The organism is Streptomyces sp. NPDC087300, assembly GCF_044744425.1.
Classification (GTDB): Bacteria; Actinomycetota; Actinomycetes; order Streptomycetales; family Streptomycetaceae; genus Streptomyces.
The window spans coordinates 520,283-538,543 of record NZ_JBIUYI010000003.1; the positions used below are offsets into that span (position 1 = coordinate 520,283).

Genomic DNA, 18,261 nt, shown 5'->3' on the forward strand with positions numbered 1-18,261 from the left:
CCCCGCGACGCTCCTGCTGACCTGCGCCCTGCTCCTCCTGCTCCTGGTCGTCTCCGTCGTGGTGGCGATCGGGCTCGGCGCCGCGGTCGTCACCCCCGGCGAGACCGCCCGCTATCTGTGGGCCGCGCTCACCGGCGGCAGGATCGGCGCGGAGGAGACCACGACGTACCAGATCATCTGGCAGATCAGGACGCCGCGCGTGCTCCTGGCCGCGCTGGTCGGCGCCGGTCTGAGCGCCGTCGGCGTGGCCATCCAGGCGATGGTCCGCAACGCGCTCGCCGACCCCTTCGTCCTGGGCGTCTCCTCGGGCGCGTCGGTGGGCGCGGTCGGGGTGACCGTCACCGGCGGGCTCGCCGCGCTCGGTGTGTACGCGGTGTCGGCGGGCGCCTTCGCCGGTGCGCTCGTCGCCTCCTTCCTCGTGTACGCCGCGTCGAGGAGCAGGGGCACCCTCTCGCCGCTGCGCCTGGTGCTCACCGGGGTCGCCCTGTCCCTCGGCTTCCAGGCCTTGATGAGCGTGATCATCTACTTCGCGCCCGACAGCGAGGCGACCAGCATGGTCCTGTACTGGACGATGGGCAGCTTCGGCGCGGCCAGTTGGGGCGCGCTGCCCGTGGTGGCCGCGGTCGTCCTGCTCGGCCTCGGCGTGCTGTACCGCCAGGGCCGCGCCCTCGACGTCCTCTCGCTCGGCGACGAGACCGCGGCGAGCCTCGGCGTCAGCGCCGACCGGCGCCGCGCCTTCCTGCTCGTCCTGGTGTCCCTGATCACCGGGGTGCTCGTCGCGGTGAGCGGCGCGATCAGCTTCGTGGGGCTCGTCATGCCGCACGTGGTGCGCATGGTCGTGGGCGCGGGGCACGCCCGCGTGCTGGCCGTCGCTCCGCTGGTCGGCGCCGTCTTCATGGTCTGGGTCGACCTGCTGTCCCGGACGGTGGTCGCGCCGCGCGAACTGCCGCTCGGCGTCATCACCGCGCTCGTCGGCGTGCCGGTGTTCATCGGGCTCATGCGCCGCAAGAGCCATGTCTTCGGGGGGCGTTGAGATGGACCTGCGCATCGAGGGACTCGGGGTCGACATCGGCGGCAGGAGCCTGCTGCGCGAGCTGTCGCTCGACGTGCCGAGCGGCGAGGTCGTGGGGCTCGTGGGTCCCAACGGCAGCGGCAAGTCCACCGCGCTGCGCTGCGTGTACCGCGCGCTGCGCCCGGTCGCGGGCACGGTCAGGATCGGCGGCGACGACATCTCCGGGCTGCCGGTGCGCGACAGCGCGCGGCGGGTAGCCGCGCTGACCCAGGACGGCTCCGTCGACCTGGACTTCACGGTCGAGGAGGTCGTCGCGCTCGGCCGGGCCCCGCACCTGCGGGGCAACCAGGCGCTGGGCGCGCGCGAACGCGCCCTGTGCGCGGCGGCGATGGAACGGCTCGGCATCGGCCATCTGGCGCGGCGCGGTGTGCTCACGCTGTCCGGCGGGGAGCGCCAGCGCGTGCTGCTCGCCCGCGCCCTCGTCCAGGAGCCGGAGATCCTGGTGCTCGACGAGCCGACCAACCACCTCGACGTACGCCACCAGGTCGAGGTCCTCTCGCGGCTGCGCGGCGCCGGTCTCACCGTCCTGGTGGTGCTGCACGACCTGAACCTCGCGGCGGCCGCGTGCGACCGGCTCGGCGTGCTGTCGCGGGGGCGTCTGGTCGCGTCGGGGACGCCCGCGGAGGTCCTCACCGAGGAGCTCGTCGCCGAGGTGTTCGGCGTCGCGGCGACCGTCGTCCCGCATCCGCTGACGGGCGACCCGCAGCTCCTGTACTCCCTGCTGCCCACCCCCTGAGCCCCCTCCCCCGATGTCCCGAGATTCACTGAGAGGCAGCAACTCCCCATGTCCCACAGCAGATTCATCCCTCCGGCCTCCGTGGCCCTCACGGCCGCGCTGCTCCTGAGCGGCTGCGGCGCCGACGTCGCGCCGGACGGCGCCGCGAAGGCGTCCGAGAAGAGCACCGTCGAGCGCTGCGGTGAGCCCGTCACGTACGAGGTGCCGCGGCGCGCGGTGGCGTACGAGGGCGGCAGCGCCGACAAGCTGTTCAGCCTCGGCCTCACCGAGCACGTGCACGGGTACGTGATGCCGCCCGCCAACCCGCCGGTGAGCGAGTCCCCTTGGGCCGCCGAGTACGCCAAGGTGAAGATGCTCGGCGACGACCTGCTCAACAAGGAGCTCGTCGTCGACGCCAAGGCCGACTTCGTCGTCGCGGGCTGGAACTCCGGCTTCAGCGACCAGCGCGGCATCACCCCGAAGATCCTGGACAAGCTCGGCATCCAGAGCTTCCTGCACACCGAGAGCTGCTTCAACTACCCGGGTTTTCCACAGAAGATGACGCCGTTCGACGCGCTCTACAGCGACCTGGAGCGGCTCGGGAAGATATTCAAGGTCGAGAAGAGGGCGGACCGGGTCGTCGCGGGTCTCAAGAAGCGGGTGGCGGCGGTCGAGGCGAAGGCGCCCAAGGAGGGGAAGCCGGTGCCGGTCTTCCTCTACGACTCCGGTACCGACCAGCCGTTCACGGCGGGCAGCCAGGTGCCGCCGAACGACATCATCAAATCGGCCGGCGGCAGGAACATCTTCGACGGGCTCGACGAGCGCTGGACGCAGGTGAATTGGGAGGCGGTGACCCAGGCCGAGCCCGAGGTCATCATCGTCTTCGACTACGGCGACAAGCCCGCGAAGGACAAGATCGCCTTCCTGAAGAAGTCCCCGCACACCAGGGAGCTGCCCGCCGTCAAGAAGAACAACTTCTTCGTCCTCGACTACAACGAAGGCATCAGCGGGCCCCGCGACGTGGACGGCCTGGAAAAGTTCGGAACGTATCTGCGCGAGCTCGCCGCCAAGGGCTGAGCGGCGGCCGGGCTCAGCCCGCGAAGGCGCTACCCGGCAGACCGCGGCCCGCGTCCGGCAGCACGAGGACGGACCCCGAGAGCGGATGGGGCCGTTCGATGCCGGTGCGGGCCGTGGTGACGTAGAGGTCCCGGAGCTCCGGACCGCCGAAGGCGCACGCGGTGGGGCGACGCACCGGCAGGCCGACGACGCGGTCGAGTCGTCCGTCCGGTGCGTACCGGCGGATCGCGGCGCCGTCCCAGAGGGCCACCCACACGCGGCCCTCGGCGTCGACGGTGAGTCCGTCGGGGAAGCCCGCACCCTCTTCGATGTGCGCGAACGGGCGCCTGTTCAGGGCGCGTTGGGTTGCGGTGTCGTAGTCGAAGACGTCGATGCGGTGCGTGGGACTGTCGACGTAGTACATGAGGCGTCCGTCCGGGCTCCAGCCCGTGCCGTTGCTGACCGAGACCTCGCCCGGCTGTGCGGTGACCGTGCCGTCGGGGGCGATCCTGGCCAGGCCGCCGCCGCCCCGCGCCTCGTCGTAGCGCATGGTGCCCGCCCACAGGGCGCCGTCGGGGGCGACGGCCGCGTCGTTGCCGCGCCTGCCGGGCACCGGGTCGCGCACCAGCCAGCGGAAGGAGGACCCGTCGGGTCCGTACAGCCCGATGCCGTCCCTGAGGTTGACCACCAGGCCGCCGCCCGCGCGGGGCTTGGCCGCGCCGACGTGCTGCTCGGTGGCCATGACCGTACGGCGGCCGGTCGCGGGGGCGTAGGTGTGGACGCGGGAGGCGAGGATGTCGACCCAGATCAGGCGTTCGGCGGCCGCGTCCCAGGTGGGGCCCTCGCCCAGCGAGGCCCACGCGCGCACCGCCACTTCGTACGCGCGGCCCATCACGCGTACCGGTGGCCGAGGCGGAGGGACAGATCGGCGGCGCCCTTGGCGGCGAGATCGGCCAGTTCGCCCTCGCGGGTCCCGCTCCAGCGGATCATCGGTACGGAGATGGAGAGCGCCGCGACGACCCGGCCCGAGCGGTCCCGCACCGGCGCGGCCACACAGCTGACGTCCGGGTTGGACTCCTGGTGCTCGACCGCGACGCCGCGCTCCCTGATCCCGGCGAGCGCGGCCAGCAGCGCCGCGGGATCGGTGATGCTGGCGGGCGTCATCGCGGTCAACTCCCGGCCGTGCAGGCGTGCTTCGAGCTCGTCCTGCGGCAGCGAGGCGAGCAGCATCTTGCCGACGGACGTGCAGTGCGCGGGCAGTCGGCGGCCCGCCGCGGAGACCATGCGCACGGCGTGCGTGGAGTCGACCTTGGCGATGTAGATGACGTCCGTGTCCTCCAGGACGGCGACGTGGACGGTCTCGTCGCAGGTCTCGGCGACCTCGCGCGCCACCTCCTTGCCCTCGGCTGCGAGGTCGAGCTGCTCAGCGTACCGGCTGCCGAGCTGGTAGGTGCGCACGCCCAGGCGGTAGCGGCCCGGCTGGCCGGGGACCTGGACGAGGTACGAGCGGGCCGCCAGGGTGGTCAGCAGCTCGTGCACGGTGGTGCGCGGCAGCTGGAGCCTGCGGGTGACCTCGGGCGCGGAGAGGGTCCCCTCGCCCTCCAGGAACAGTTCGAGTATGTCCAGCGACCTGGTCACCGCGGGCACCAGTCGTCCCATGAGTTCGGCCTCTCCCACCCTGCGCGTCCGGCATTTCGGCCGCTGATCGATATGACGAACACAGCGTAGGCGCGCGGCAGTTCGCGGCGCAATGCCCCGCCGAGTCCTGGCCGACGCCCGCCAGGGACCGTCGAGCGCGACCCATTGACACCCTCCGGGCACCGTGAATACGGTCGCGCCACCATTTCGAACGTGTGACGAAATACCGAACAAGTCGAGGGGCAACTGCCTTGCGCATTACGGGAATCAGCACGCACGTGGTCGGCACGCCCTGGCGCAATCTCACCTACGTCCAGGTGCACACCGACGAGGGCCTGACCGGCATCGGCGAGACCCGCATGCTCGGCCGCACCGACGCGCTCATCGGCTATCTCCGCGAGGCGGAGGCCAATCACATCGCCGGATCCGATCCGTTCGCGATCGAGGACCTGGTGCGCAGGATGAAGTACGGCGACTACGGCAGGGCGGGCGAGATCGTCATGTCGGGCATCGCCGTCATCGAGACGGCCTGCTGGGACATCAAGGGCAAGGCACTCGGCGTGCCCGTCTGGCAGCTGCTCGGCGGCAAGGTCGCCGACCGCGTGAAGGCGTACGCGAACGGCTGGTACACCACGGAACGCACCCCGGAGGCCTACCACAAGGCCGCCGAGGCGGTGATGGCGCGCGGCTACCGCGCGCTGAAGATCGACCCGTTCGGCACGGGCCACTTCGAGCTCGACCACGCACAGAGCGCGTACGCCGTGTCGTTGATCGAGGCGGTGCGCGACGCCATCGGTCCCGACGCCGAGCTGATGCTGGAGATGCACGGTCGGTTCTCGCCCGCCACGGCGATCCGGCTCGCCCGCGACCTCGCCCCGTTCCGGCCCGCGTGGCTGGAGGAGCCGGTGCCGCCGGAGAATCTGAAGGCCCTGGCGAAGGTCGCGGCGCGGGTGGACATGCCGGTGGCGACGGGCGAGCGGATCCACGACCGGATCGAGTTCCGCGAGCTGTTCGAGAGCCAGGCGGCCGACATCCTCCAGCCCGACGTGGGCCACATCGGCGGCATCTGGGAGACGCGGAAGCTCGCGGCCACCGCCGAGACGCACTACATGCTCGTCGCCCCGCACAACGTCGGCGGCCCGGTGCTCACGGCCGCGTCCCTCCAAGTCGGCTTCACCACACCGAACTTCAAGATCCTGGAGCACTTCAACGACTTCGCGGACGCCGACATCAAGAAGGTCGTCAAGGGCGCCCCGCGGGTCGACCCGGAGACCGGCTGCTTCGAGCTGTCCCACGCGCCGGGCCTCGGCGTCGAGCTCGACGTCGACGCGGCGGCCGAATTCCCGCAGCAGCAGGCCCGGTTCGACCTGTGGGCCGAGGGCTGGGAGAAGCGGTCACCGGGCGGGAGCACGGGCGGCGCCACGGCCGGGGCCACAAGCGCGACCTCGGGCGGGAGCACGGCGTGAGCAGTCGCGCGATCGTCGTCGAGCGGCCCGGCGAACACCGCCTGGTGTCCCGGGACATCCCCACCCCAGGACCCGGCGAGGTACTGGTGCGGGTGGCCGCTGCGGGCATCTGCGGGAGCGACCGCGAGCTGTACGACGGGCATCGCGACGCCGCGTACGTGCGCTACCCCGTGATCCCCGGCCACGAGTGGTCGGGGACCGTGGCGGCGGTCGGGGAGGGCGTCGACCCCGGCCTCCTCGGGCGCGGCACGGTCGCCGAGGGGTTCCGGACGTGCGGCGTCTGCGAGCGGTGCCGGTGCGGCGAGACGAGCCTGTGCACCGGCGGGTACGCGGAGACCGGCTTCACCGAGCCCGGCGCCTTCGCCGACCATCTGACCGTGCCCGTACGGCTGTTGCACCCACTGCGGGAGGACGCCGACCTGCGCGCCGCCGCGCTGCTCGAACCGGCCGCGGTGGTCACGGCTGCGGTGCGGGCGGGTGGCCTTCGGCCCGGTGAACGCGTCGCGGTGGTCGGTGCGGGGACGCTCGGGCTGCTCGCCGTGCAGTTGCTGGCGGCCTCCGGCCCCGGCGAGCTGGTGGTGGTCGATCCGCGCGGGGCGTCGGGTGCGCGGGCGCGGGAGTTCGGGGCGACCTCGGCGCTGTCCCCCGCCGAGGCCGAGTCCGTGCGGGGAACGTTCGACCTCGTCGTGGAGACCGCGGGGGCGCCGACCACCGCCGCGTCCTCGTGTCTGCTCGCCCGGCGCGGTGGGCGGGTCGTGCTCACCGGGATGTTCGCGGCGGGGGCCGTGGGGATCGACCCCGTACATCTCTCCCTCAGCCAGCTGGAGGTGCGGTCCGTCTTCGGGGCGTCGTCCGCGGCCTGGTCGGATGCGGTGCGGGCGTTCGGGCTCGGTCTTGTCGATCCCGCGGCGCTGATCACGCACGAGTTTCCGCTGGAGCGGTTCGGGGAGGCGGTTTCTCTCGTCGGCGGGGGTGATCCCTCGACAGGGAAGGTGCTGCTTCGGCCCTGAGACGGCTTTGTCCGCGGGCCGGTTGTGGCTGGTCACGCGGTTCCCCGCGCCCCCTCGGGGGCGCCCCACGCACTGTGACTCGAACCTCGTTCGGTATATCGGACACGAAGGGCAGCCTGTGATCGACACCTCCCCCGTACGCCCCCGCCTGCCCGGCGAACCCGCCCTGGCCCTCGTCGGACTCGGCGCGCCCGAGCCCGACCCCACCGACGCCTCGCCCCACACGTTTCCCGACGGCGGCACCTGGCGTACCGAGATCCCCTCGGTGGAGGGGCCCGAGGCGCTCGGCGCCGTGCTCAAGGAGAGCGCTCGGCTCGACGTGCCCGTGCACCGGATCAGCCAGGGCAGCGGCGTCTGGATGCTCACCGACGCCGAGATCACCGAGATGGCGGAGTCCTGCGCGGAGCGGGACATCGAGCTCTGTCTGTTCACCGGGCCGCGCGGCACCTGGGACATCGGCGGCTCCACGCGGACCGAGTCCGGCGGGGCCGGAGCCCGCGCCCGGGGGCACGACGCGCTCGCGGGCTGCGTCGAAGACGCCCTGCGCGCCACCGAGTTGGGGGTGCGGTGCCTGCTCGTCGCCGACGAGGGCGTGCTGTGGACCCTGCACCGGCTGCGCGCGGCCGGGGTGCTGCCCGCCGGCACCACGCTCAAGCTGTCCGCCCTGACGGGCCCGGTCAATCCCGCCTCGTTCGCGGTCTACGAGCGGCTCGGCGCCGACTCCCTGAACGTGCCGTCCGACCTGACCGCGGACCACCTCACCGAGATCCGCCGGGTCAGCCGCGCCCCCATGGACATGTACGTCGAGGCGCCCGACGACCTCGGCGGCTACATCCGGATGTACGAGATCGCCGAGCTGATCCGGCGCGGTGCCCCGCTGTACGTGAAGTTCGGCCTCAGCAGGTCGCCCGGCATCTACCCCTACGGCGCCCAGCTGCGCGAACACACCCTCGCCACCGCCCGCGAGCGCGTGCGCCGCGGCCGCCTCGCCCTCGATCTGCTCGCCCGGCACGGCGCGGACGGCGGCATGTCGCCGCTCGGCTCGCGACTCCCCGGCGCGCTGCGCCGATTCCCCACCCCGGAAGGGGACTGACCCATGCGCACCCGCACGCTCGCCGTCACCGCGACGGCCGCGCTGCTCACCCTCTCGCTCGCCGCGTGCGGCCAGGAGGCCAAGGGCGGCAGCCGCTACAAGCCCGACGACGGCAAGGGCGGCACCATCGGCCTCGCGATGCCGACCAAGGCCTCCGAGCGGTGGATAGCCGACGGCAGGAACATGGCCGCGCAGTTCAAGAAGGCCGGTTACGCGACCGACCTCCAGTACGGCGACGACAAGGTGGAGAACCAGGTCGCCCAGATCGAGAACATGATCACCAAGGGGCACCGGCTCCTGGTCGTCGCCGCGATCGACGGCTCCGCGCTGACCGACGTCCTCAAGCGCGCGCACGACGCGGGCATCCCCGTGATCTCGTACGACCGTCTCATCCTGGGCACGAAGAACGTCGACTACTACGCGTCGTTCGACAACGAGCGGGTCGGCAGGCTCCAAGGCCGGTACCTGGTCGACAAGTTGAAGCTGGGCGAGCCGGACAAGGACTCCGGGGACTCCTACTCCGTCGAGCTGTTCGCGGGCTCCCCCGACGACAACAACACCAAGTACTTCTGGAACGGCGCCATGGAGGTGCTGAAGCCCTACCTGGACACCGGGCAGCTCGTCGTGCGGAGCAAGCAGACGCGGATGAACCAGGCGACCACGCTGCGCTGGGACGGCGGCACCGCGCAGAAGCGCATGGACGACCTGATCAGCAAGAGCTACGGCGACCGGCGCGTCGACGCGGTCCTCTCGCCGTACGACGGGATCTCCATCGGCGTCATCTCGGCGCTCAAGAGCGCGGGTTACGGCACGAGGAGCGAGCCGCTGCCGGTCATCACCGGGCAGGACGCCGAGCTCGCGTCGGTGAAGTCGATCATCCGGGGCGAGCAGACGCAGACCGTCTTCAAGGACACCCGCAAGCTCGCCGCGCAGACGGTGGAGATGGGCGACGCGGTACTGACCGGCAAGAAGGTGCAGGTCAACAACGTCACGGACTACGACAACGGCGAGAAGGTCGTGCCGTCCTTCCTGCTCAAGCCGGTCAGCGTCGACCGGAAGAACACGCAACTCCTCATCGACGAAGGCTACTTCAAGGAAGGGCAGCTGAAGTGAGCGCGCCCATCCTGGAGATGCGCGGCATCACCAAGACGTTCCCCGGCGTCACCGCGCTCCGCGACGTGAACCTGACCGTGCGCCCCGGGGAGATCCACGCGATCTGCGGGGAGAACGGCGCGGGCAAGTCGACGCTGATGAAGGTCCTCAGCGGCGTTCATCCGCACGGCAGTTACGACGGGGACGTCCTCTTCGACGGCGGCCCCACGGCCTTCAAGGACATCCGGGCCAGCGAACGCCACGGCATCGTGATCATCCATCAGGAGCTGGCGCTCGTCCCCTACTTGTCGATCGCGGAGAACATCTTCCTCGGCAACGAGCGGGCGCGCGGCGGCTTCATCGACTGGAACGACACCCTGCGCCGGGCGGGCGCGCTCCTGAAGCGGGTCGGTCTGCGCGAGAAGCCGCAGACACCGGTCGCCGACATCGGCGTGGGCAAACAGCAGTTGGTGGAGATCGCCAAGGCCCTGTCGAAGGAGGTGCGGCTGCTCATCCTGGACGAGCCGACGGCCGCGCTCAACGACGACGACAGCGCGCAGCTGCTCGACCTGATCCTGGAGCTGCGCGGACAGGGCATCGCCTGCATCGTCATCTCGCACAAGCTGAACGAGATCCGGGCCGTCGCCGACGCGGTGACCATCCTGCGCGACGGGCGGACCATCGAGACGCTGACGGTCCGTGAACAGCCTGACGCGGAGGCCGCGTTGTCGGAGGACCGCATCATCCGCGGCATGGTCGGCCGCGACCTCGACCACCGCTTCCCCGACCGTACGCCCTATACGGGTGAGGACGCGGGCGCGCTCGCGCTGGCCGTCCGGGGCTGGACGGTGCGGCACCCGGTCGACCAGCAGCGCACGGTCGTCGACGACGTGTCGCTGACCGTGCGGCGCGGCGAGATCGTCGGCATCGCGGGCCTGATGGGCGCGGGCCGCACCGAACTCGCCATGTCCGTCTTCGGCCGCTCGTACGGGACGTACGTCGCGGGCGAAGTGGCGGTGAACGGGCGGACGGTGGTCACGCGGACCGTCCCCGCCGCGGTCGACGCGGGCATCGCGTACGTCACCGAGGACCGCAAGCGCTACGGGCTCAACCTCATCGACGACATCAACCGCAACGTCTCGCTGCCCTCGCTGTCCGGCATGCGGCGCCGCGGCGTCGTCGACGAACACCACGAGCGGGCCGTCGCCGAGCGCTACCGCACGTCCATGAACATCAAGGCGCCCACCGTCTTCGAGGAGGTCGGCCGGCTCTCCGGCGGCAACCAGCAGAAGGTCGTCCTGAGCAAGTGGATCCACGCCGACCCCGAGGTGCTGATCCTCGACGAGCCGACGCGCGGCATCGACGTGGGTGCCAAGTACGAGATCTACACGGTGATCGACAAGCTCGCCGCGCAGGGCAGGGCGGTCCTGTTCATCTCCTCCGAACTCCCCGAACTGCTCGGCATGTGCGACCGGATCTACACCATGGCCGAGGGCCGCATGACCGGTGAGGTCACGCGCGCGGAGGCCACCCAGGAAGTCCTGATGCGCCAGATGACCCAGACCAGAAGCACCAAGAGCTGAGGCCCGCGATGACGACCACGACCACTCCCCCGGGCTCCTCCCGGGACGCGTCCGCCGCCCCGCCACCCGCCGGGCGGACGGCGGGCGCCCTGCTGCTGCACAGCGTGCGCGCCAACATGCGCCAGTACGGGATGCTCGTCGCCCTGGCGTTCATCGTCGTGCTGTTCCAGATCTGGACCGACGGCACGCTACTGCTCCCCAACAACGTCTCCAACCTGATCCAGCAGAACGGCTACATCCTCATCCTGGCCATCGGCATGATGATCGTCATCATCGCGGGCCACATCGACCTCTCCGTGGGCTCGCTGGTCGCCTTCGTCGGCGCCATGTCGGCGGTGATGATGGTCAAGCACGACATGCCCTGGATGCTCGCCCTGGTCCTCTCGCTCCTGATCGGCGCGGTCGCCGGCGCCTGGCAGGGCTTCTTCATCGCCTACGTCGGCATCCCCTCGTTCATCGTGACGCTGGCCGGGATGCTGCTCTTCCGGGGGCTCACCCAGATCGTCCTCGAAGGGCAGTCGCTCGCGCCGTTCCCCGACGGGTTCCAGAACATCGCCAAGGGCTTCATCCCGGAGATGGGCCCCTACACCCAGTACCACAACCCGACGCTCGTCCTCGGTCTGCTCGCCGTCGCCTTCCTGCTGCTGCGTGAATGGCGCGACCGCAAGCGGCAGTTGGCGTACGAACTGGAGGTACTGCCGACCGGCCTGTGGGCGGCGAAGTGCGTGGCGATGACCGCGGCCGTGGTGGCGTTCACCCTCACGCTGGCCAGCTTCCACGGCGTGCCGGTCGTCATGCTCATCATGTGCGGCCTGCTCATCGCGCTCGGCTACGTCATGCGCAACGCCGTCATCGGCCGCCATGTGTACGCCCTCGGCGGCAACAAGGCCGCGGCGAAGCTGTCCGGCGTCAAGGACAAGCGGGTCACGTTCCTGGTCTTCGTGAACATGGGCGTCCTCGCGGCGCTCGCGGGCTGCGTGTACGCGGCACGCCTGAACGCGGGCACCCCGCAGGCCGGTCTCAACTTCGAACTGGAGGCGATCGCCGCCTCGTTCATCGGCGGCGCCTCGATGAGCGGCGGCGTCGGCACGGTGCTGGGCGCGGTCATCGGCGGCCTCGTCCTCGGCGTCCTCAACAACGGCATGTCGCTGGTCGGCATCGGCACGGACTACCAGCAGGTCATCAAGGGCCTGGTCCTGCTCGCCGCGGTCGGCTTCGACGTCTGGAACAAGCGGAAGGCGGGCCGCTGACGCGGCGCCGCCCCGGCCCCGGCCGCCGCCGTCAGGCGGCGGCCACCTCGATCATCGAGAGCGGGTTCGGCGCCCCCAGCGGCGTCACGGACACGACGGAGAGCCCGGCCCTGCCGCAGAGCTCGTCGAATTCGGCCCGGGTGCGTTCCCCGCCGCCCAGGTTCACGAGCATGTTCAGATCGCTCAGATATGCGAACCCCGGGGCCCCCGGGTCGACGGCCTCGGGCAGGACGTGCTCCAGGAGCAGTACCCGGCCCTCCGGCGGCAGCACCGCGCGGCAGTTGCTCAGGATGGCCACCGCCCGGTCGTCGGACCAGTCGTGCACGATGCTCTTGAGGAGGTAGAGGTCGGCGCCCTGCGGGGCCGAGCGGAAGAAGTCGCCTGCCACCAGCGAACACCGCTCGGTGAGCCCGTTCCGCTCCAGCGTCGCGGGGGCCTGGGCCACGCCCTCCTCGGTGTCGTAGATGATGCCCGTGAGGTCCGGGTGCTCCATCAGTACGGCGGAGAGCAGGGTGCCGTCGCCACCGCCGACGTCGGCGACCGTACCGAACCTGGCGAAGTCGAAGGCGCGGGGCAGCGTGTCGGCCGTCGCCCTGGTGCTCTGGCTCATCGCCGCGTTGAACCGGACGGATTCCTCGGGGTGTTCCTTGAGATGGCCGAAGAAGTCCGTGCCGAAGACCGTGTCGAAGGCGGGCTCACCCGTCCGTACGGCCTCGTCGAGGTGCTCCCAGCCGCGCAGCATCGTGGGGTCGGTCATCGTGAGCACCAGGGCCGCGACGTTGCCGGGGCGCCCGGAGTCGAGCAGGGCGCCCGTGGCCGTCACCGCGAAGGTGCCCGCCGCGCGCTCCTCCAGCACGCCGAGGCCCGCGAGTGCGCGCAACAGCCGGATCATGCCCTCGGGACGGGCCGCGGCCTCGGCGGCGACCTCGGCGGCGGTCCGCTCCTTGTCACCGATCAGCTCGACCACCCGCATCCGCGTGGCCGCACGCAGTGTCTGCGCCGCCATGCTGCCGAAGACGAGCTGGACCAGTTGCCTGGGGTCCGCCGCGTCCCGCTCCCCCGCCACGTCCCCGGCATCCGCCGCTCCGGTTCCACCGTTCGTCACAGTCGTTCCCCTTCCGCTCCGGACGTGCGCGGCTGCCGACACGGACCGCCGTGCGAGTTAGGCAAGCCTAACTCTCCGGGTGCCCGGTACGGGGCGTCAATCGGCCTTGATCCACCCGGCTCGCGGAGAAGCTCGCGGACCGGCTCACGGACCGCCCCGCGGTCCCGTACGCGGTCCGCATAGAGTCGGGGGTGCGGGTCCCGCCGTCCCTTCGCCGGCGGGTCGCGCCCTCACCACCGCGACCGACCACGAGGAGCAGCCGTGACCGACCCGGCGTCCACCGAACTGCAGCAGGAGATCGCCCGGGATCTCCAGGTGTCCGCGAGCTTCGACCCGGAGCGCGAGATCGAGCGCCGCGTCGCCTTCCTCGCCGAGCGGCTGACCTCGACGGGGCTGCGCTCCCTGGTGCTCGGCATCAGCGGCGGGGTGGACTCCACGACCGCGGGGCGGCTGTGCCAGCTCGCGGTGGAGCGGGCCCGCGCGGCCGGGCACGAGGCGACGTTCTACGCCATGCGGCTGCCCTACGGCGTCCAGGCCGACGAGAAGGACGCCCAGCTCGCGCTCGGCTTCATCGCCCCCGACCAGGTCCTGACCGTGGACGTGAAGGCCGCGAGCGACGCCGCCCTGGATGCCGCGCTGGACGGCGGGGTGACCTTCAAGGACGAGCGCCACCAGGACTTCGTGCAGGGCAACATCAAGGCCAGGCAGCGGATGATCGCGCAGTACGCGGTCGCGGGCGCCCAGGACGGCCTGGTCGTCGGCACCGACCACGCGGCCGAGGCGGTGTCCGGCTTCTTCACGAAGTTCGGGGACGGCGCGGCCGACGTCGTGCCGCTGACCGGTCTGACCAAGCGCCGGGTGCGGGCGGTCGCGGAGGTCCTCGGCGCCCCGGCCGAGCTGGTGTGGAAGGTCCCGACGGCGGACCTGGAGACCCTCGACCCGGGCAAGCCGGACGAGGACGCGCTCGGCGTGACGTACGACGAGATCGACGACTTCCTGGAGGGCAAGCCGGTCTCCGACACCGCGTTCGAGTCGATCGTCCGCCGCTACCGGCTCACCGACCACAAGCGCCAGCTGCCGATCGCGCCCCCGGCCTGAGCGTCGGCTCCGGTGGGTGGGCCCGGACGGACACACCGTCCCGGCCCACCCACCTGCCGCACGCCTGCCTCCCGCCTGCCGCGCGCCCGTCTCACGCCTCCGCCGGCAGCCAGGCCCGCAGCGTCTCCGGGTCGATCGGCAGCGAGATGTGCTCGTGCGTGATCAGCCAGGCCCCGCTCACCCGCCGGCAGCACACGGTCGACCGGACCAGTATCGAGCTGCGCATCCCGTTCGTACGGGTCCCTGAGTCCAGATGCAGCATGTGCGCGAACGCGAGGCCGGCGCCGACCTCGACGGTGAGTTCCCGGGTCTCCAGGGCGATGGGCCCCTCGTACCCCTCGAACCACCGCACGAAGTTCTTGCGCACCTCCTCGTGCCCCGTGAACCGCATCGGCGGCACGACGTCGAAGTAGACGACGTCGGGCGCGAAATGCGCCATGAGCCGGTCGGCGTCCTTCGCCCGCGCGGCGTCGACTCGGCTCTCCAGCAGGGCCCTGACCTCGGCTTCGTCCTCAGGCATCGCACTCTCCGTCCAGTCATTCCGTCGTACGTCTCAGTGGTCCGACGAGACAGCGGCCCGGAATGTGAGGCCGGAACGGACGACAGGGGCAGCGCCTCCTACTCCGCGCCGCCCAGCACCCGCCACCACGAGGGCAGTTCGATCCGGGTGCCGTCGGGCGCGAACTCGGTGGTGTTCAGCGGGAGTTCGCCTTCGGCGAGGACGGTGAGGCCCGCGGCCTCGATGTATCCCAGCACCGCGTCGTCGACGACCTCGGCGGGGGCGAGTCCGTGTGCGAAGACGGGGGCCAGCTTCGGCGGCGGGCCCGCGGGGCCCTGCGCAAGGCCGAGCAGCACGGGCTTCGCGGACTCGGAGAGTTCCACGACGAAGGCTCTGCCGCGCTCGCCCACCAGGCGCGCGATGCCGTCGAGCAGCGGCTGCCGGTCGTCCGCGTCGCACTGGTGCAGCACGCCGCGCATATAGACGTTCACATCGCCCAGTTCCGCGTGCAGCTGCTCGGCGACGCTCCGCTCGGCGACGTCGAGCTGGCGGAAGTCCGCCTGCCCCGCCGGGTCCTCCTGCCGGGCGTGGTCGAGCGCGGCGGCCGAGAGGTCGACGCCCAGGACGCGCGGGTAGCGGTCGGCGATGAACCGCGTCTGCGTGCCGTTGCCGCAGCCCAGGTCGATGAAGGGCAGCCCCGCGGCGACCAGGTGCGGTTCGAGGAGGGCGAGATGGATTCCCGCGGTGAGCGCGGGCTCGGCGTCCCAGAACACGCCGCCCTGCCCCTCGGGCGCATCGCTCCAGAACGACTCCCAGGCGGCCCGGTACCTACTCGTGACGCTCATGACCAGCTCCCCAGGGTGCGACGAGAACCGCCCTACCGACGGCGAGATCGGTCTACCGCGCTCCGGGGCACGCGGACAAGACACCGGCGCGATCCTTCACCGCTCGTTCGACCGGGCGCCCCCGGACGCGCCGCTACCGCCGGGGCAGCGCCAGTTCGAACCAGACGGTCTTCCCCGCGTTCGTACGGCTCGTGCCCCACTCCTTGGCGAGCGCGCTGACCACCCGCAGACCGCGCCCGAACTCGTCGGCGCCGCCCGCGCTCAGAAGCGTCGGCAGCGTGTGGTCGTCGTCCTCGACCTCGCACATCAACACGGCGGAGCGCACCAGACGCAGGGTGAGTCGCTCGCTGCGGGAGTGCCGCACGACATTGCTGACGAGCTCGCTGACGAGCAGCTCGGCGGTGTCGGCGAGCGCGTCGAGGGACCAGTCCCGCAGCTGGGCGCGGACCAGCGCGCGGGCCCTGCCCACCTCGGCGGGGTCGGCCGTCAACCGCCAGTGCGCGACGTCCTGGGCGGCGATGCCGTTGAGCCGGGCCATCAGGAGCGCCACGTCGTCCTTGCGGCCGCCGCGTGTGTTGAGCGCCCGGATGATCGTGTCGCAGGCGTCGTCCATGGAGGCGGCGGGGTGCGCGGCGGACTCGGTGAGCGTGGCGAGGCCGACGCCGATGTCCTCGCCGCGGACCTCGACGAGCCCGTCCGTGCACATCAGCAGCCGGTCGCCGGGCGCGACCCGGACGCGTACGGACTCGAACGGCACGCCGCCGACGCCGATGGGCGCGCCCGTCGGCAGGTCGAGCAGCTCGCTGCGGCCGTCCTCCGCGCGCACCAGGACGGGCGGGATGTGCCCGGCGTTGGCGAGGCTCAGCTCGCCCGCGATGGGGTCGTAGACCGCGTAGAGGCAGGTCGCCAGGTAGTGCTCGCCGAGCCGCTGGGCGAGGTCGTCGAGGTTGCGCAGGAGCTGCTCGGGCGGCAGGTCAAGGGCGGCCATGGTCTGTACGGCGGTACGCAACTGGCCCATCATCGCCGCCGAGTTCAGGCCGTGGCCCATCACGTCGCCGACGACGAGCGCGGTCCGCGACCCCGGCAGCTTCACGGAGTCGAACCAGTCGCCGCCGACCCGGCCGAGCAGCGTGCCCGGCAGATAGCGGGTGGCGATGTCGCCGCCGGGCATGCGGGGCTGGATGTGCGGCAGCATGCTGTCCTGGAGGGTGTCGGCGACGCTCTCCTGGTAGGTGTACATGCGGGCGTTGTCGAGCACGAGGCCCGCGCGGGCGGCCAGTTCGGCGCCGGTGACGCGGTCCATGTCGTTGAAGACGGGCCGCTCCCGGTGGCGCAGCAGGATCATGAAGCCGAGCACCACGTTGCGCGCCTTGAGCGGTACGAGGAGCATCGAGCGGTGGTTGATCAGCGGGCGGATGTCACGCTTCTCGAACTGGGAGGCGATGGCGTTGCCCATCTCCTCGGTGATGCGCGGCACGAGCACCGGGTCCCCGGAGGTCATGCACTGGAAGAACGGCGTGTGCGCGGGAAACGGCATGGACTCGCCGACCGGCACCACGTCGTCCCAGCGGCCCGGCTCGTCGGTGTGCTCCACGGCGACCCGGTGCCACATCGTGGTCTCGTCGGGCGGGCCCTCGGGGAATCCCTCGCCCGCGATGACCTGTTCGCGCAGATAGGTGCCCGCGACGTCCGTGAAGCGCGGCACGACGGCCTTGCTGACCTCGACGATCGTCCGCGACAGGTCGAGCGAGGAGCCGATGCGTCCGCTCACCTCGTTGAGGAACTCCAGGTGCTCGCGCACCGCGGCGTACTCCAGGTCCTCGCCCTCGTCGTCCAGCACGTCGGCGACCGGCAGTCCGTGCGCGGCGGCCCGCTCGGCCCGCTCCCTGCGCTCCTTGCGCTCGGCGCGCCGGGCCACGCCCCAGTCGGGCGTGACGGGCACCCGGTCGTGCTGGCTGAACTCAAGGACCGGATAGCCCAGTTCGAGCACCTGCGCGACGATGCGGGAGCTCTCGCCGACGCTCATGCTGGGCAGGATCTCGGGCAGCCGGTCCGCGAGCTGGTCGGCGCCGGGGAAGTCCGTGTGCAGCGCGAACCCCGGCGCGATGCTCCCCCAGTGCCTGAAGGGCGCGGCGGCCCCCTCCTGCGCCTCTTCCTCCTGCTCGTCCCCGCTGTCCGTCCGATGGGCGTCGGCCAGCGCGGCGGCGTCGGCCGCGAGCACGAGTAGCCGCTCGGGCCCCGGGCCCACCAGCGGATACGCCCACCACAGGACGTCGAGGCGGTGATCGCCGGGATCGCCGCCCGGCTCGCTGAGGCGGGCGCGTCCCGCCGCCGGGTAGGAGATGCGTCCGTCGAGGGAGCTCTCCAGGTCGGGGCCGAGTCCGTCGTACGCCCCGAACGCGGTGTCGTCGGGGATCGCGCCGTGCACGGGGAGCAGGTCGCCCACGGGGCGTCCCACGGCCGCTTCCTTCGCGTACCCGAACAGGCGTCGCGCGCCGGTGCTCCAGTGGGAGACGAGACCGCTGCCGTCGACGACGACCACGGCGAGCGGAATGCGCCCGGCCAGGGCACGCCGCGCCACAGGCCCACTGCCCGGAGTGCCTTGTTCCATGGCCCTTGCCCCTTCCCGCGACAGCGCAAGATCTGAGCCGCCACCAACCACCGTACGACCGGGGCAGGTTGTCGTGCGGCGCAATACGGGAATTGGCCGCGGGCGGGACCTCCGGCGCACGCCCCCCG

16 protein-coding genes are annotated in these 18,261 nt (G+C 71.6%); 10 read left to right on the forward strand and 6 right to left on the reverse strand.

Annotated elements, in window-relative coordinates:
* Positions 1 to 13: 13 nt before the first annotated feature.
* The 3 genes from ACIO9J_RS13155 to ACIO9J_RS13165 are packed head-to-tail and all read left to right on the forward strand — an operon-like array spanning position 14 to position 2,864.
* Positions 14 to 1,033: a FecCD family ABC transporter permease gene (locus tag ACIO9J_RS13155; RefSeq protein WP_401998571.1), complete on the forward strand. Its 1,020-nt coding sequence runs from the start codon at positions 14 to 16 to the stop codon at positions 1,031 to 1,033.
* Position 1,034: 1 nt separating this feature from the next.
* A complete protein-coding gene (locus tag ACIO9J_RS13160) occupies positions 1,035 to 1,808 on the forward strand; it encodes an ABC transporter ATP-binding protein (RefSeq protein WP_401997085.1) in 774 nt (257 codons plus the stop codon).
* Between the two features lie 48 nt (positions 1,809 to 1,856).
* Positions 1,857 to 2,864 carry an ABC transporter substrate-binding protein gene (locus ACIO9J_RS13165; RefSeq protein WP_401997088.1) on the forward strand — a complete coding sequence of 336 codons (1,008 nt, stop codon included), beginning with the start codon at positions 1,857 to 1,859 and terminating at the stop codon, positions 2,862 to 2,864.
* 13 nt (positions 2,865 to 2,877) lie between these two features.
* Here the strand turns inward: ACIO9J_RS13165 and ACIO9J_RS13170 are convergent, their stop codons facing one another.
* Together ACIO9J_RS13170 and ACIO9J_RS13175 are read right to left on the reverse strand one after the other, a co-directional pair.
* Positions 2,878 to 3,735 carry an SMP-30/gluconolactonase/LRE family protein gene (locus tag ACIO9J_RS13170; protein ID WP_401997091.1) on the reverse strand — a complete coding sequence of 286 codons (858 nt, stop codon included), beginning with the start codon at positions 3,733 to 3,735 and terminating at the stop codon, positions 2,878 to 2,880.
* Entirely contained in the window at positions 3,735 to 4,502 is a 768-nt protein-coding gene (locus ACIO9J_RS13175) for an IclR family transcriptional regulator (RefSeq protein WP_401997094.1), read from the reverse strand. Before ACIO9J_RS13175 ends, ACIO9J_RS13170 begins: the two co-directional genes overlap by 1 nt.
* Positions 4,503 to 4,732: 230 nt before the next feature.
* Between ACIO9J_RS13175 and ACIO9J_RS13180 the strand changes: the two genes are divergently transcribed.
* The 6 genes from ACIO9J_RS13180 (at position 4,733) to mmsB (ending at position 11,975) form a co-directional block, all read left to right on the forward strand.
* Positions 4,733 to 5,947 (forward strand): mandelate racemase/muconate lactonizing enzyme family protein, encoded by a 1,215-nt coding sequence (locus ACIO9J_RS13180; protein ID WP_401997097.1) that lies wholly within the window; start codon positions 4,733 to 4,735, stop codon positions 5,945 to 5,947.
* Positions 5,944 to 6,957: a zinc-binding dehydrogenase gene (locus ACIO9J_RS13185; protein ID WP_401997100.1), complete on the forward strand. Its 1,014-nt coding sequence runs from the start codon at positions 5,944 to 5,946 to the stop codon at positions 6,955 to 6,957. The genes ACIO9J_RS13180 and ACIO9J_RS13185 overlap by 4 nt, the downstream gene beginning before the upstream one ends.
* A gap of 118 nt (positions 6,958 to 7,075) precedes the next feature.
* Positions 7,076 to 8,050, forward strand: a complete 975-nt coding sequence (locus ACIO9J_RS13190; protein ID WP_401997103.1) for a hypothetical protein — start codon at positions 7,076 to 7,078, stop codon at positions 8,048 to 8,050.
* Between the two features lie 3 nt (positions 8,051 to 8,053).
* Positions 8,054 to 9,163, forward strand: a complete 1,110-nt coding sequence (gene chvE, locus ACIO9J_RS13195; protein ID WP_401997105.1) for a multiple monosaccharide ABC transporter substrate-binding protein — start codon at positions 8,054 to 8,056, stop codon at positions 9,161 to 9,163.
* Positions 9,164 to 9,180: 17 nt separating this feature from the next.
* Positions 9,181 to 10,725 (forward strand): multiple monosaccharide ABC transporter ATP-binding protein, encoded by a 1,545-nt coding sequence (mmsA, locus tag ACIO9J_RS13200; protein WP_401998574.1) that lies wholly within the window; start codon positions 9,181 to 9,183, stop codon positions 10,723 to 10,725.
* Between the two features lie 8 nt (positions 10,726 to 10,733).
* Positions 10,734 to 11,975, forward strand: coding sequence for a multiple monosaccharide ABC transporter permease (gene mmsB, locus ACIO9J_RS13205; RefSeq protein WP_401997108.1), 1,242 nt, complete (start codon positions 10,734 to 10,736; stop codon positions 11,973 to 11,975).
* Positions 11,976 to 12,006: 31 nt separating this feature from the next.
* Here the strand turns inward: mmsB and ACIO9J_RS13210 are convergent, their stop codons facing one another.
* Positions 12,007 to 13,080: a methyltransferase gene (locus tag ACIO9J_RS13210; RefSeq protein ID WP_401997110.1), complete on the reverse strand. Its 1,074-nt coding sequence runs from the start codon at positions 13,078 to 13,080 to the stop codon at positions 12,007 to 12,009.
* A 261-nt stretch (positions 13,081 to 13,341) separates the two neighbouring features.
* On the opposite strand from ACIO9J_RS13210, the gene nadE reads away from it, so the two are divergent.
* Complete coding sequence (nadE, locus tag ACIO9J_RS13215) at positions 13,342 to 14,178, forward strand: ammonia-dependent NAD(+) synthetase (RefSeq protein ID WP_401997113.1); 837 nt, start codon at positions 13,342 to 13,344, stop codon at positions 14,176 to 14,178.
* 91 nt (positions 14,179 to 14,269) lie between these two features.
* Here nadE and ACIO9J_RS13220 read toward each other — a convergent pair whose 3' ends face one another.
* From ACIO9J_RS13220 to ACIO9J_RS13230, 3 genes are all read right to left on the reverse strand, one after another.
* Positions 14,270 to 14,698, reverse strand: a complete 429-nt coding sequence (locus tag ACIO9J_RS13220) for a YybH family protein (protein WP_401997115.1) — start codon at positions 14,696 to 14,698, stop codon at positions 14,270 to 14,272.
* A 98-nt stretch (positions 14,699 to 14,796) separates the two neighbouring features.
* Complete coding sequence (locus ACIO9J_RS13225; RefSeq protein ID WP_401997118.1) at positions 14,797 to 15,522, reverse strand: class I SAM-dependent methyltransferase; 726 nt, start codon at positions 15,520 to 15,522, stop codon at positions 14,797 to 14,799.
* Between the two features lie 133 nt (positions 15,523 to 15,655).
* A complete protein-coding gene (locus tag ACIO9J_RS13230; protein WP_401997121.1) occupies positions 15,656 to 18,133 on the reverse strand; it encodes a SpoIIE family protein phosphatase in 2,478 nt (825 codons plus the stop codon).
* Positions 18,134 to 18,261 lie beyond the last annotated feature (128 nt).